Raw genomic sequence first — 13,745 nt, 5'->3', positions numbered from 1 at the left:
CGCGGGGGCGTCTTCGGTGAAGACGTTCGAACCGGCGCTGCCAATGGCCCGCCCGTCCTGAAGTCTGCCGTCCAAAGCGCGCGTCATCGCGTCTGTTCCTTACGAAAGACCCGGTGCCTTAAGGCCGACCGGGCCGCTGTGTTCATCACCCCCGTGCGCGGTTGCGCGACCGGAGGGCGGGTTTTCCGCGTGGTACATGGCTGTTCCGTCATCTTGATCGGATCCAGAGGTGCCCCGCTGCGAAACTGTCGGTGCATTTGCGACCTGTTCAAAGGCCACTTGCACATTTGGACAGCATAGAGGTTCACAAGGGGAAAATTCAATGCAGAAAACGTTGCCGCACCCCCAACCGCGGCTATTCGCGCGCAATAATCGACCAATCAGGCGACAAACTCTGGTATTCTGCGTTCGGGGCCCCCCGTTATGGCGCAGATTTCATACCAAAGATGCACCCCTACCGTCATGTATCTTTGATGCCAACTTCACGGGGCTGTCGCACGCTTGACCTAGCAAAGGCTGCGAAAAGGGCCGCAGCGGAGGTTCACGATGCCAGTGGTGCAGATGAATGCCGAACAGGGGATCACGCAATCGTTGATCCATGCTGCCAGAAGATTGCCCAAAGGTGCGCCAATTCTGGTCATGATGCATGGCTATCGCTATTCCCCCAGCATTCCCGCCCATGATCCCCATCGCCATATCCTGTCGCCCCTGCCAGTTCCCCATACGACTTCATGGCCCGTCGCATTGGGCTTCGGGGCTGAAAACCACGAAGGTCTTGCCATTGCCTTCGGCTGGGAAGCACGCGGCACCTTGCGCGCCGCCTATGGTCGCGCAGAACCGTCAGGACAGGTTCTGGCCGCGGCCTTGTCGGAACTGGCGCAGCAAGCCGGTCGTCCGGTCGGATTGATCGGCCATTCGCTTGGCGGGCGGGTCGCGCTGCAAGCGGTGCAAAAGACTGACGAGGGCAGCGTGGAGCGGGTCATCCTGCTGAACGCTGCGGAATTCCGCGACACGGCGGAAACCGCCCTGATGTCCCCCGCCGGTCAACGGGCCGAGGTGATCAATGTCACCGCCCGTGAAAACGACCTGTTCGATTTCGCGCTAGAGCGTTTGCTTGCCCGCGGACGCAGGCGCGCCTTGGGGCTGGGGCTTGAAACCCGTCGGGCGAATTGGGTCGATCTGCAGATTGACGATGCCGCAACGCTGGATGCGCTGGCGGATCTGGGTTTTCCGACCGAACGCGGGGCGCGCCGCCTGTCGCATTGGACGCCCTATCTGCGAGGCGGCTTGTTTGATTTCTATCGGGCGGCGCTTTGCCATCCATGGGCGCTGCCGCTGGGATTGTTGCGCCACCACTTGCCCGCCAGGCACGATGCGCGCTGGTCGCGCTTGCTGGCACGACCAGCGACATTGGGCGCGATGCGGGCCTAGTCTTTCTTTTCGGGCAGCGCATGTGCGCGATACAGCCCCGCATTCCCCAACAGGAACGCAAACAGCAGGAACGGAAGGCCGAAGGTCTTGAAATAGACCCAGGTCGTTTCCGACATGTTCCGCCAGACGATTTCATTGGCAACGGCAAGGCAGACAAAGAAAATCGCCATACGCAGGGTCAGTTTGCGCCAGCCCTCCTCGTCCATCGGCAAAGCCTCGGACAGGACCGATCCCAGCCAGTTGCGGCGCAGCAGCAGGCCGGTGCCAAGGATGATCGCGAACAGCAGATAGATCAATGTGGGCTTGAACTTGAAGAAGCTGGGATCGTTCAGCCAGACCGACATGCCACCGAATACCACGACCAGCACCAGCGTGGCCACCTGCATGGGGGCCAGCTTGCCGGTCATGCGCCACTGGATCAGCGTGCTGATGAACTGGGCAGGAATAAAGACCAGCGTTGCAAGGATAAAGCCGCTGTAGGTTTCGCCCCACAGCACGACATCGCGTTCACGATACAGCATGAAGACGCCGAAGAAGATGATCAGCGGCCCGAATTCCAATGCGGGCTTGATCCAGGGTTTATTCGTTTTCATCCGGCCTATCCGCCTGTTTCTGGCCATCCGTCAGGACGGCATCATCCGATTTGCGCCGATCTTGTCGCCCGACAAGAACGCCACCGCAAGGCCCTAGTCCAGCCGGATGGCCGTCAGGATTGCACCCGGCAATCCGCGCTTGCCCAACATCTGCTGGACCAGCAGCACATGCCGTGTGTCAGCATCGAAACGGCCATCCCTGAAATATTCGGGCCGCACGTTCAGTCGCAGCGCCGTGTTGCCGTCCCATTCGGTCAGATGCTGCGTTGACACGACAACATTGGTATAGACAATCGTCCGGCCACGATTTTCCCCTGCCGTTACATTGATCCTGCGTTCGGGCGCATAGCTGACCAGAACGACGTCGATCCGGTTGCCCAGTTCGGACAAGGGGGACAGTTCGATCATCTCGCCTTCGGGGGTCTTGTCGCGGGTGACGCTGACGGTGGTCGGCGCAAAGCGGCGACCATCGACCAGCCCCATCAATTCGGTCGGGCCCGGCGACAATGCCGTATCCGTACCACCCACAATGATCTGGGGGGTATAGACCGAGCGTTCGCCAACCGCGCGTGCATATGCCTCTTGGCGGTCGGTGAATTCGGGCTTGGCGAAACTGTCGGCCCAACCAAGATAGTCCCAGTAATCGACATGATAGGACAGCGGCAGGACATCCCGCTGGTTGCCCAGCATCGCCAGCATCGCATCTGCGGGGGGACAGGAGGAACACCCCTGAGAGGTGAACATCTCGACCACGACAGGCTGGGTGGCATCAGGCAGATCGGCGGTGGGCGGGGCTGTGTCGGTGGCCGAGAAATTGCTGAAACCGCCCCCTTCCAGCACGTCCGCGACGGAAGGCATCATCCGGCCCGCATTTTCAGGGGCCAGAATGATCGGCTGTGCAAAAGCGCCCGCCCCTGTCGTGGACAGCGCGGCCATAGTTAGTCCAAAGACGCCGAAGCGCCACTCCGTCCGGCAAAAGCGCGGCACAGAACCCATCTGTCGATCCCCGATTGTCATCTTGTCCACAGTGATAGCGACCATCCCCGACCAAGGCCAAATCAAGGCTTCGTCAGTGACCGTGACCTTTCGAAACCGTGCCTCTTGAGCAACAACCCCATGCATGGTATGCGACGGCATACAATTTGTGACGCAGACTTGCGATACACCCCGTGATGGGGCAAAGCTGTGCACGCACGCCAGACCCATCCATACTTCCAGACAGGGAGGCTTTGATGCCGATCAATACCGGAACAGATACCGCCAAGACGCGCCGCACGCTTGCGGTTGGCGACAATAAGGTCGACTATTATTCGATCGACGCCGCCACCGAGGCAGGACTTGGTGATTTTTCGAAACTTCCCGCCGCGCTGAAAGTGGTGCTGGAAAACATGCTGCGCTTTGAAGATGGCGGCCATACGGTGTCGGTTGACGACATCAAGGCTTTTGCCGAATGGGCGACTTTGGGCGGCAAGAACCCGCGCGAAATCGCATACCGCCCTGCCCGCGTTCTGATGCAGGACTTCACCGGCGTTCCCGCCGTGGTCGATCTGGCCGCAATGCGCGACGGCATCAAGGCACTGGGCGGCGACGCACAGAAGATCAACCCGCTGAACCCCGTTGATCTGGTCATCGACCACAGCGTCATGATCGACGAATTCGGCAACCCCCGCGCCTTCCAGCGCAACGTCGAGCTGGAGTACGAGCGCAACATGGAGCGTTATACGTTCCTGAAATGGGGTCAGAAAGCCTTTAACAACTTCCGCGTGGTCCCCCCCGGAACCGGCATCTGCCACCAGGTAAACCTGGAATACCTGTCGCAGACCGTCTGGACCGATACGGACCAGAACGGCAATCAGGTTGCCTATCCTGACACGCTGGTCGGCACCGACAGCCACACCACCATGGTCAACGGCCTTGCCGTTCTGGGCTGGGGTGTCGGCGGGATCGAAGCCGAAGCCGCAATGCTGGGCCAGCCGATCTCGATGCTGATCCCCGAGGTTGTTGGCTTTGAAGTCACCGGCGCGCTGGCCGAAGGCGTCACCGCCACCGACCTTGTGCTGAAGGTCGTGCAAATGTTGCGCGCCCACGGCGTGGTCGGTAAGTTCGTCGAATTCTATGGCGAAGGTCTGGACAACATGCCGCTGGCCGATCGCGCAACGATCGCCAACATGGCCCCCGAATACGGTGCCACCTGCGGCTTCTTCCCCATCGACAACGAAACCCTGCGTTACCTGCGTCAAACCGGTCGCGAAGAAGACCGCATCGCGCTGGTCGAAGCCTACGCCAAGGAAAACGGTTTCTGGCGCACGACTGATTACGCACCGGTCTATTCCTCGACCCTATCGCTGGATCAAAGCACCGTCGTTCCGGCCATCTCGGGCCCCAAGCGCCCGCAGGATCACGTCGCACTAACCGAATCCAAGACCGCATTCAGCGATTACATCAAAGGCATGCGCGCCGCCCCTTCGGTTCCTGCCGAAGAAAAAGGCGACTGGGCAGAAGAAGGCGGCCAGCCTTCCCCCGGCGACATTCCGGGCGACAGCCACGGTCATCTGAAATCAGGCAGCGTCGAGGGCGAGGATTACACCCTTCGTGACGGTTCGATCGTCATCGCCTCGATCACGTCGTGCACCAACACCTCGAACCCTTACGTGATGATGGCGGCCGGTCTGGTGGCCCGCAAGGCGCGCGAATTGGGTCTGAACCGCAAGCCTTGGGTCAAAACCTCATTGGCTCCCGGTTCGCAGGTTGTGTCCGAATATCTGGAAGCTGCCGGCCTTCAGGACGATCTGGACGCCATCGGCTTCGATCTGGTCGGTTATGGCTGCACCACCTGCATCGGCAACTCGGGTCCTCTGCAGCCCGAGATCTCGAAGTCGGTCAACGACAACGATCTGGTCGCTGTGTCGGTCCTGTCGGGTAACCGCAACTTTGAAGGGCGCATCAGCCCTGATGTTCGCGCCAACTATCTGGCATCGCCCCCGCTGGTCGTCGCTTACGCGCTGGCAGGCGACATGAACATCGATTTGACCACCGAACCTTTGGGTAAGGGCAAAGACGGTCAGGACGTGTTCCTGAAGGACGTCTGGCCGACCTCGAAAGAGGTGTCGGACATGGTCGACAGCGTCGTCACCCGCGAAATGTTCCAGTCGAAATACGCCGATGTTTTCAAAGGCGACGAACGCTGGCAGGGTGTCGAGATCACGGACAGTGAAACCTATGACTGGCCTGCGAATTCGACCTATATCCAGAACCCGCCGTATTTCCAGGGCATGTCCCAGGAACCCGGCACGATCAGCGACGTTAAAGGCGCGCGCGTCCTTGCGCTGCTGGGCGACATGATCACGACCGACCACATCAGCCCTGCCGGTTCGTTTAAACCGACCACCCCTGCCGGTCAGTATCTGACCGACCGTCAGGTGCCGGTCCGCGACTTCAACAGCTATGGCTCGCGTCGTGGCAACCACGAGATCATGATGCGCGGTACCTTCGCCAACATCCGCATCAAGAACGAGATGCTGGACGGCGTCGAAGGCGGCTATTCCAAGGACGCCAACGGCAATGAAGCTGCGATCTATGACGCGGCGATGTCCTATGTCGATCAGGGCACACCCCTGGTTGTCGTCGGCGGCATCGAATATGGCGCGGGTTCGTCGCGTGACTGGGCCGCTAAAGGCACCAACCTGCTGGGCGTCAAAGCCGTCATCGCGGAAAGCTTTGAACGTATCCACCGTTCGAACCTTGTCGGTATGGGCGTCATCCCGTTCGAGTTCACCGAAGGCGCATCGCGCAAATCGCTGAATCTGACCGGCGACGAAGTCATCTCGATCGACGGTCTGTCGGGCGAATTCAAGCCGCTGTCGCTGGTGCCTTGCACCATCACCTATAAAGACGGCACCGAAAAGACGATCCAGCTGAAGGCACGCGTCGATACGGAAGTCGAAATCGACTATCTGAAAAACGGCGGCGTGTTGCACTATGTGCTGCGCAACCTTGCTGCCTCCTGATCAGAGCATGCATTGAACTGAAAAGCCCCCGACGATGGTCGGGGGCTTTTTTATTGCGCGGTCCGGTGGGCGTCAGCCGCCGATGGCGACGCCTTCACGGCGCGGATCGACGCCACCGATCAACCCCTCGGGCGTAATTACGACACCTTGCAGGCCGGAGGTCTGTTCACCCTCGTTCAGCTCGAACCCCATCGCGGTCAGACCTTCGGTCAGCGCGGCAGGCAGACCCGGTTCGACATCCATCTTGCCAAAACGGTTCAGAATATTCGGACTGGCCACCGCCGACTGGATGTCCATGCCCCAATCCAGATGCGCAATGATCGCCTTGGCGACATAGCCGATGATCCGGCTGCCACCGGGTGACCCGATTACCATGACCGGCGCATCGTCTTTCAGAACAATCGTCGGCGCCATGGACGACCGCGGACGCTTGCCCGGTGCGATGGCATTGGCGATGGGATAGCCCGCGTCATCATGCGTTGCGAAACTGAAATCGGTCAGTTCGTTGTTCAGCAGGAAACCACCGGCCATCAGGCGCGACCCGAAGCCGTTTTCAATGGTGGTGGTCATCGACAAGGCGTTGCCTTCGGCATCCACGATCGAGATATGCGTGGTCGATGGAAGCTCGATCGCGACATCATCGCCCCAGAGGCTAGCGTGGGTCCAACCGGGGTTGCCTGCGGTCACTTCGGGCAGGCTGTCGTCACCCGCCAGCAGCTTGGCGCGTTCGGCCAGATAGGCGGGATCGATCAGACCCTCGGTCGGCATCGGAACGAAATCACTGTCGGCCATGAAACGGCCACGATCCGCGAATGCCAGACGCGAGGCATCGCCGATCAGACGCCAGCTTTCGGGGCTGTCCGGACCGGTTTCCGACAGGTCATAATTGTTCAGCATGCCCAGAATCTGACCGACCGTCAGAGCGCCGGATGATGGCGGCCCCATGCCGCAAACGTCATGTTCGCGGTATTCGACACAGACCGCAGGACGTTCGATAACCTGATAAGCGGCAAGATCGCTGGCCGACAGATAGCCGGGGTTGTCAGTGGCGCCGCGCACCGCAGCAGTCACCTGTTCTGCGATCGGCCCCTTATAAAAGGCATCCGCACCCCCCGCCGCAATGGCGCGCAGGGTATCGGCATAGGCGGGGTTTTTCAGCGTGCTTCCTTCGGTCACGGCCTGACCTTCGGGGAAAAAGTAATTTTCGGTCGCGGGATAGCGCTTCAAGGCATCGCCTTCTTCGGCCACCAAACCTGCCAAACGGGGCGAAACTGTGAACCCGTCATCGGCCAGTTTGATCGCATCGTCAAACAGGGTCGCCCAATTGGATTTGCCCCATTTGCGATGTGCCATTTCCAACAGGCGCGGCGTGCCGGGGGTGCCGACCGAACGGCCACCGACGACAGCCTGCATGAATTCCAATGGCTGCCCCTGATCGTCCTGAAACAGCGTCGGTTTTATATCCATGGGTGCGGTTTCACGCGCGTCCAGTGTGGTGGTTTTACCGGATTTGGCATCATACCAGATCAGAAACGATCCGCCGCCAAGGCCAGAACTTTGCGGTTCGACCAGACCCAGCACGGTCTGGACAGCCACCATCGCATCAGCCGCAGTGCCGCCTGCCTCCAACACACGCGCACCGGCCTGAACGGCCAGCGGATGTGCGGCGGTAACCATCCAGTTTTCGGATGTCACCGGACGACCTTCGGCTTTGGCAGTCAGACCGTCACGGGCGGGCTGGTCCAGATCACCAAAGCCGTCGGTGGCGATTTCTGCCGCGGATGCTGCCTCGGGGGCGACGGCGTCGGTGGCCTGCTGGGCCCCCGCCATTGAGGCGCTGCCAAGCAGCAGTGCCAAAGCCAGACCAGTTCGCGTCATTGCCATTCTCCCTCACGGTATTTACGTGACGGCACTTTGGTCAAAACAACCATAACGCGCAAGGCTGCACCTTAATCCTGTGCGGCCAATGCCTTTTCCAGTTCGGGCAAAAAGCGGTTGGTATAATCTTCGCGGATCAGGGGGCCGGCGTGGCGGTAAAGGACATTGCCCTCGCCGTCGATGATAAAGGTTTCGGGCGGTGCGGTGACACCCCAGTCAATGGCCGTGCGCCCGCGTGGATCGGTAGAGATCGCCGCGAAAGGATCACCATCCTGCGTCAGAAAGGACAGGGCGTTGCTTTCGGGGTCTTTCAGATCGATGCCATAAACCGGCAATTGCGCCGACAGATCGGTCAGGGTCGGATGTTCAGCGCGGCATGGCGGGCACCAGCTGGCCCAGAAATTCACCAGTTTTACCCCCGGTTCGCGCAGCATGGCATCGGTCAGCTGCACCTTGCCGGGCAAGGTCGTCTGCGGAATTTCCGGTGCCTGCCGGCCCACCATGGTCGAGGGCATACCCCCCGGATCATCGCGCCCCATCCCCCACAGGAACGTCGCAGCCAAAGCCACAAAAATCGCCGGAGGCAGCATCATCAGAGGAGAGATTTTAGGCATCGTTTCTATGCTTTTCCAAATTGCGGCGCGCGCGGGTATTTGCGGCAATGCTATGCCAGATCAGTCCGGCCAGCAGAACGACCGACACGCCATAGGCGGCCAGAACGGTTCCGGTATAACGTCCAAGGTCGATCATGCACGGGCCTCTTGCGCTTGCAACGCGGCCAGACGCCGCTTGCGGATTTCGGTGCGGGTGCGAATAACGACCAGCGCCAGAAACAGCAGCGCAAAGCCGATCATCGACAGATAAAGGGGATAGCGATAGACCGCGCTCATTCTTTCGCCGGACTGGACGGACAGGGACGCACCCTGATGCAAGCCTTGATTCCAGAACAGCACGGCATAGCGCGACAGCAGCGCAAAGACCGAACCGACAAGGCAGACAACGCCGGTCAGGTCGGCAGCGCTGTCAGGATCCTCGATCGCGGACCACAGCGCGATATAGCCGACATAGAACAGGAACAGGATCAGGAATGATGTCAGCCGCGGGTCCCATTCCCACCATGTCCCCCACATCGGCTGACCCCAGATGGCACCGGTAATCAGCGCGATCAGCGTCATGACCGCGCCAATGGGGGCTGCGGCTTTGGCGGCCAATGCGCTGACGTGATGGCGGCGGATGATCCAGACCAGCGATGTGACCAGCATCATCACCCAGATATTGATCGCCATCAGGGCGGCGGGCACATGCAGGAACATGATCTTGACGGTCGATCCCTGACGGTAATCATCCGGCGTCAGAAACCCCCAGACAATGCCGCCCAGCACACAGATTGTCGCGCTGACGACCAGCCAGGGCAGGACCTTGTCGGTTGTCCGCATGAACTTGGCCGGATTTGCATATTCCCAGATCGACATCATTCTTCCTTATCTGTCCCACGGCAGGCCGCTTTGGCCTGCCAAGGTGCGGATCACCGCAGATTGACCCGCAGTGCCGCCGCCGCCGCAAAGGGAATAAGCGCCAGAACCGCCAGCGTCACCCCCGCCAGAAAGACTAAAGGCGTGGCTACGTCCATCCCCGCAGCACCGCGACGGGTGATTTCCGCGCCAAAAATCAATGTCGGGATATAAAGCGGCAGAACCAGCAGCGACAACAACAAACCGCCACGCCGCAGCCCGACTGTCACCGCCGCCCCGAATGCGCCCAGCATCGACAGCGCAGGCGTGCCGATCAACAGCGACAGCACCAGCATCGGCATGGCGTGGACGGGCAGTTGCAACAAAATGCCGAACACAGGGGCCGCCAAAATCAGAGGCAATCCGGTGGTGATCCAATGGGCCAGCGCCTTGACGGCCACGGTGCCTTCAAGTGGCATGGGGGATGTGGCCAGCAAATCAAGACTGCCGTCTTCATGATCCAGCGCAAAGATGCGGTCCAGCGACAGCAGGCAGGACAGCAGCGCCCCCACCCACAGGATACCCGGTGCAACAGGGGCCAGTGCCGCGCGATCCGGCCCGATGCCAAAAGGCACCAGCGCACAAAGGATCAGGAAAAACGCCACCCCAAGGCCAAATCCGCCGCCCGCACGGGTCGCCAGACGCAAATCGCGCAACAGCAGGGCGATCATGCAAAAGCCTCGTTAAAGCCATGCGGTCGGGCGGTCGGACCGCCTCGCGCACGAAAGGGTGTCAGGTCCAGCACCTGCGCATCAGGCAGACCAAGGTCGATATGGGTCGCCATCAGTGCGGCCCCGCCCTGCCCCAGATGGCCACCGACCACATCGGCAAAGCGGGCCACGGATGCAGCATCCAGCGAGACTGTCGGTTCATCCAGCACCCATAAGGGGCGACCGCTGACGATCAGGCGGGCAAGGCCAAGGCGTCGTTTCTGCCCCGCTGACAGTGCCCCTGCAGGACGGTCGGCCAGCGCGGCAAGATCCATGGCGGCCAATGCGGTATCAATCCCGCCACCGCCGAAAACCCGCGCCCAGAAGGTCAGGTTTTCACGCGCAGTCAGGGATGATTTCAGCCCGTCGGAATGCGCGGCATAGGCCACCGCATCGTCGGGCATCTTGATTGTTCCGCAAACGGGGGCCTGTAACCCCGCGATGGTCCGCAACAGCGTCGTTTTCCCGATGCCGTTCGGCCCTCGCAGGATCAGTGCCTGCCCCGCGTTCAGGGCAAAGCCGACACCTTCGACGGCCCGCAATCCACCGCGCGCGACGGAGAGATCATGGACCGCCAGCAGGCTCACAACGGTAAAAGCGCGCAGGCGACGCGGCGACCTTCCGAGAGGGTCACGTTATAGGTGCGCGCGGCGGTGGGCGAATTCATCGCCTCGACCATGATGCCAAGGGCATCCAGCGCAGCGACCAGATCGCGCGGGGCATAGGCGATCTGGTCGCCCATGCCCAGAAACAGCACGTCCACGCGCCCCGCCAGATCTTTCAGCGCCTGCATATCGTCAAGACCGCCCCATTCGGTAACGCGGTCGCCTTCGACGACCAACGCACCGTGGAACACCTTGCCGGCAATCCGGAAAAAACCGGGGCCATAGCTGTCGACGGCATTCGCGCCTTCGAAATCGGTGGGGTTAAGGATCATCAGCCCTCCTCGGCGCCCTCGAAGGGCGACACGGGTTTGCGCGGCTTGGCGGTGGGGTCGTTGGGATCGGGTTTGCCCCAATCACGACGCACGCCCAGCCACAGAACAAAGTTCTTGGCGACATAGATCGACGAATATGTCCCGACCAGAATACCGAAGGTGATCGCGAACACAAACCCGCGGATCACATCGCCACCCAGAACCAGCAACGCGATCAGCGCGACCAGCGTCGTCCCCGAGGTCATGATGGTCCGCGACAGCGTTTCGTTCACCGACAGGTTCATCAAATCACGCAGCGGGGTTTTCTTGAACTTCATCAGGTTTTCACGAAGCCTGTCGAAGACAACCACGGTATCGTTGATCGAATAGCCGACAATGGTCAGCAGCGCCGCGATGGTGGTCAGGTCGAACCTGATCTGCAACAGGGCGAACAGGCCCATGGTCAGCAGCACGTCGTGGAACAGCGACACGATCGCGCCCACGGCGAACTGCCATTCGAACCGCAACCAGATATAGACCGAAATGGCCGCCAGCGCAGCCAACACGGAATAGATCGCCGTATTGACCAATTCGCCCGAAACCTTGGGTCCGACCGATTCCACCGACGGGAAAGTGATCGAGGAATCATAGACCTGCAAAGCTTCCTCGACCGAGGCGATCAGTTCGGGGGTCACGGCCTCGACGCCGTCCTGCGCGCTGATACGCACCATGGCGACGTTCTGGTCATCATCAAAGCTGGGGTCGAAAACCTCGGTAATGGCGACATCGCCAAGGTCCAGCGGTTGCAGCGCGGCGCGGTATTCGGCGACGTCGACCTCTTGCGTTGATTCCGTGCGGATCGTGGTGCCGCCGCGGAAATCGATGCCGAAGTTCAGGCCGTTGACCAGCAACAGCACCACCGACAGCACCAGCAGAAGGGCGGACAGCCCGAAGGTGCCCTTTTGCCATCTGAAGAAGTCGATCTTTGTTTCGTCGGGGACAAGTTTTAAACGGAAAGCCATATCACACCTCGATCTGCTTCGGGCGCGCACGCTCGAACCACATGACGGTTATCAGACGGGTCACATACAGCGCCGTAAAGACCGAGGTCACGATACCGATGGTCAGCGTCACGGCGAAGCCTTTGACAGGCCCCGAACCAAGAACAAACAGGATGCCGGCGACAATCAGCGTGGTGATGTTTGCATCGACAATGGCCGACATCGCCTTTTCATAACCGGTCTGGATGGCACGGGCGGGGCCACGGGCGGTCTTCAGTTCCTCGCGGATGCGTTCGAAGACCAGCACGTTGGCATCAACCGCCATACCGATGGTCAGCACGATCCCCGCGATGCCGGGCAAGGTCAGCGTTGCGCCGATGATCGACAGCACCGCAAACAGCAGCAGCATGTTGCAACCAAGCGCCACGGTCGCAAAGACCCCGAAACGGCCATAAGATAGAACCATCAGTGCAATCACCGCCGCAAATCCGACACCGGATGCGATTTTGCCCGCGTCGATGCTGTCCTGTCCCAATTCGGGACCGACGGTCCGTTCCTCAAGGAAAGTCAGTTCGGCAGGCAGGGCACCGGCGCGCAGCAGGACCGACAGGCGGTTCGCCTCGTCAAAGCCCATCGAACCGGAAATCTGGCCCGAACCTGTGGTGATCGCCGAACGGATGACAGGGGCCGAGATGACCTCATTGTCCAGAACGATGGCGAAAGGCTGACCGATATTTTCCGACGTATATTTGCCGAACGCCCGCGCCCCCGAGGGGTTGAACCGGAAGTTCACCGAAGGCAGGCCGTTTTCATCGCTGGCAGTCAGCGCATCGACCAGATCCTCGCCCGTAACAACAGGCGTGTCTTCCATGATGTAATACAAGCCCTGCTGATCGACCGCCGGTGCGATAAACTGGCCAAGGGCGGCTGTGGCAGAGGCATCGCCGGTGGTGCCCACGACGGGGTTGAAGGTCAGCTGCGCCGTCGTCCCGATCAGTTCTTTCAGCTCGGCTGCCGATCCGATACCGGGCACCTGGATCAGGATCCGATCTTCGCCCTGGCGCATGATCGTGGGTTCGCGTGTGCCGACCTCATCCACGCGGCGGCGGATGATTTCAAGACTTTGCTGGATGGTCCGGTCGTCGGTGACAGCTTTTTCAGCCTCGGACAACTGGATGGTCAGCCGTGCCCCTTGGGTCGAGATTGCCAGCGATTGCTGGCCCGCACCCGACAAAGTGGTCACAGGCTCGGAAAAACCGCGGGCGATTTCGACCGCGCGGGCCATCTGGTCGGCATTGCCGATATCAAGGGCAAGAACACCATCGGGCGATTGCACGCGGCGGATCGCGCCGATGGTTTCGCGTTCGGCGGCCAGCGCCGTACGCAGTTCCGGCCACATGGAATCCATGCGGCTTTTGTAAACCTGTTCGACCTGCACTTCGCCCAGCAGATGGGCGCCTCCGCGCAGGTCAAGGCCCAGATTGACCAGATTGCTGGGCATCCAAGACGGCCAGGCATCGCGCGCCGCAACCAGCTCGGGCGTTTCGACGCCGGTGGCCTCGATCTGGGCCACGGCATCATTATGCGCCTCGACGCGTTTATAGAAGGCATTGGGCAATGCGAATAGCAGCCCGAGAAGGCAGATCCCGATAATCAGGACGCGCTTCCAGCGGTCAATCTGCAGCATTTTGGCTTACG

13 protein-coding genes are annotated in these 13,745 nt (G+C 60.7%); 2 read left to right on the top strand and 11 right to left on the bottom strand.

Annotation, left to right across the window (positions count from 1 at the left end):
* Positions 1-546 precede the first annotated feature (546 nt).
* Complete coding sequence (locus tag DWB67_RS09625; RefSeq protein WP_119807324.1) at positions 547-1,431, top strand: alpha/beta fold hydrolase; 885 nt, start codon at positions 547-549, stop codon at positions 1,429-1,431.
* On the opposite strand, the gene DWB67_RS09620 is transcribed toward DWB67_RS09625, so the two are convergent.
* Together DWB67_RS09620 and DWB67_RS09615 are read right to left on the bottom strand one after the other, a co-directional pair.
* Entirely contained in the window at positions 1,428-2,024 is a 597-nt protein-coding gene (locus tag DWB67_RS09620) for an inner membrane-spanning protein YciB (RefSeq protein ID WP_255418621.1), read from the bottom strand. The genes DWB67_RS09625 and DWB67_RS09620 overlap by 4 nt on opposite strands.
* A gap of 93 nt (positions 2,025-2,117) precedes the next feature.
* Entirely contained in the window at positions 2,118-2,960 is an 843-nt protein-coding gene (locus tag DWB67_RS09615) for a thioredoxin family protein (protein WP_220475110.1), read from the bottom strand.
* A gap of 296 nt (positions 2,961-3,256) precedes the next feature.
* Here DWB67_RS09615 and acnA point away from each other — a divergent pair, with 296 nt between their 5' ends.
* The gene (acnA, locus tag DWB67_RS09610) at positions 3,257-6,031 is read left to right on the top strand and encodes an aconitate hydratase AcnA (protein WP_119807321.1); all 2,775 of its coding nucleotides are present in this window, start codon (positions 3,257-3,259) and stop codon (positions 6,029-6,031) included.
* A gap of 72 nt (positions 6,032-6,103) precedes the next feature.
* On the opposite strand, the gene ggt is transcribed toward acnA, so the two are convergent.
* From ggt to secD, 9 genes are all read right to left on the bottom strand, one after another.
* The gene (ggt, locus tag DWB67_RS09605; RefSeq protein WP_119807320.1) at positions 6,104-7,909 is read right to left on the bottom strand and encodes a gamma-glutamyltransferase; all 1,806 of its coding nucleotides are present in this window, start codon (positions 7,907-7,909) and stop codon (positions 6,104-6,106) included.
* Between the two features lie 71 nt (positions 7,910-7,980).
* Complete coding sequence (locus DWB67_RS09600) at positions 7,981-8,523, bottom strand: DsbE family thiol:disulfide interchange protein (RefSeq protein WP_255418620.1); 543 nt, start codon at positions 8,521-8,523, stop codon at positions 7,981-7,983.
* On the bottom strand, positions 8,516-8,659 hold the full coding sequence (gene ccmD / locus DWB67_RS09595) for a heme exporter protein CcmD (protein ID WP_119807318.1): 144 nt from the start codon (positions 8,657-8,659) through the stop codon (positions 8,516-8,518). The genes DWB67_RS09600 and ccmD overlap by 8 nt, the downstream gene beginning before the upstream one ends.
* A complete protein-coding gene (locus tag DWB67_RS09590) occupies positions 8,656-9,381 on the bottom strand; it encodes a heme ABC transporter permease (RefSeq protein ID WP_119807317.1) in 726 nt (241 codons plus the stop codon). The genes ccmD and DWB67_RS09590 overlap by 4 nt, the downstream gene beginning before the upstream one ends.
* A gap of 53 nt (positions 9,382-9,434) precedes the next feature.
* Positions 9,435-10,091 carry a heme exporter protein CcmB gene (ccmB, locus tag DWB67_RS09585; RefSeq protein ID WP_119807316.1) on the bottom strand — a complete coding sequence of 219 codons (657 nt, stop codon included), beginning with the start codon at positions 10,089-10,091 and terminating at the stop codon, positions 9,435-9,437.
* Complete coding sequence (ccmA, locus tag DWB67_RS09580; protein ID WP_119807315.1) at positions 10,088-10,717, bottom strand: heme ABC exporter ATP-binding protein CcmA; 630 nt, start codon at positions 10,715-10,717, stop codon at positions 10,088-10,090. The genes ccmB and ccmA overlap by 4 nt, the downstream gene beginning before the upstream one ends.
* A complete protein-coding gene (locus DWB67_RS09575) occupies positions 10,714-11,067 on the bottom strand; it encodes an Mth938-like domain-containing protein (protein WP_119807314.1) in 354 nt (117 codons plus the stop codon). The genes ccmA and DWB67_RS09575 overlap by 4 nt, the downstream gene beginning before the upstream one ends.
* Positions 11,067-12,068, bottom strand: a complete 1,002-nt coding sequence (gene secF / locus DWB67_RS09570; RefSeq protein WP_119807313.1) for a protein translocase subunit SecF — start codon at positions 12,066-12,068, stop codon at positions 11,067-11,069. Before secF ends, DWB67_RS09575 begins: the two co-directional genes overlap by 1 nt.
* Before the next feature lies 1 nt (position 12,069).
* The gene (gene secD, locus DWB67_RS09565; RefSeq protein WP_119807312.1) at positions 12,070-13,734 is read right to left on the bottom strand and encodes a protein translocase subunit SecD; all 1,665 of its coding nucleotides are present in this window, start codon (positions 13,732-13,734) and stop codon (positions 12,070-12,072) included.
* Positions 13,735-13,745 lie beyond the last annotated feature (11 nt).

The organism is Paracoccus sp. JM45 (genome assembly GCF_003590715.1).
In the GTDB taxonomy this organism is placed as follows: Bacteria; Pseudomonadota; Alphaproteobacteria; order Rhodobacterales; family Rhodobacteraceae; genus Paracoccus.
The sequence above is the reverse complement of the archived record's forward strand: the minus strand, read 5'-3'. Positions and strand labels throughout refer to the sequence as shown.

Excerpts from the sequence above, each read along its gene's own strand:
- DWB67_RS09625 (WP_119807324.1), top strand. The coding sequence starts at position 547 with ATGCCAGTGGTGCAGATGAATGCCGAACAGGGGATCACGCAATCGTTG.
- DWB67_RS09620 (WP_255418621.1), bottom strand. The coding sequence starts at position 2,024 with ATGAAAACGAATAAACCCTGGATCAAGCCCGCATTGGAATTCGGGCCG.
- DWB67_RS09615 (WP_220475110.1), bottom strand. The coding sequence starts at position 2,960 with ATGGCCGCGCTGTCCACGACAGGGGCGGGCGCTTTTGCACAGCCGATC.
- acnA (WP_119807321.1), top strand. The coding sequence starts at position 3,257 with ATGCCGATCAATACCGGAACAGATACCGCCAAGACGCGCCGCACGCTT.
- ggt (WP_119807320.1), bottom strand. The coding sequence starts at position 7,909 with ATGACGCGAACTGGTCTGGCTTTGGCACTGCTGCTTGGCAGCGCCTCA.
- DWB67_RS09600 (WP_255418620.1), bottom strand. The coding sequence starts at position 8,523 with ATGCCTAAAATCTCTCCTCTGATGATGCTGCCTCCGGCGATTTTTGTG.
- ccmD (WP_119807318.1), bottom strand. The coding sequence starts at position 8,659 with ATGATCGACCTTGGACGTTATACCGGAACCGTTCTGGCCGCCTATGGC.
- DWB67_RS09590 (WP_119807317.1), bottom strand. The coding sequence starts at position 9,381 with ATGTCGATCTGGGAATATGCAAATCCGGCCAAGTTCATGCGGACAACC.
- ccmB (WP_119807316.1), bottom strand. The coding sequence starts at position 10,091 with ATGATCGCCCTGCTGTTGCGCGATTTGCGTCTGGCGACCCGTGCGGGC.
- DWB67_RS09575 (WP_119807314.1), bottom strand. The coding sequence starts at position 11,067 with ATGATCCTTAACCCCACCGATTTCGAAGGCGCGAATGCCGTCGACAGC.
- secF (WP_119807313.1), bottom strand. The coding sequence starts at position 12,068 with ATGGCTTTCCGTTTAAAACTTGTCCCCGACGAAACAAAGATCGACTTC.
- secD (WP_119807312.1), bottom strand. The coding sequence starts at position 13,734 with ATGCTGCAGATTGACCGCTGGAAGCGCGTCCTGATTATCGGGATCTGC.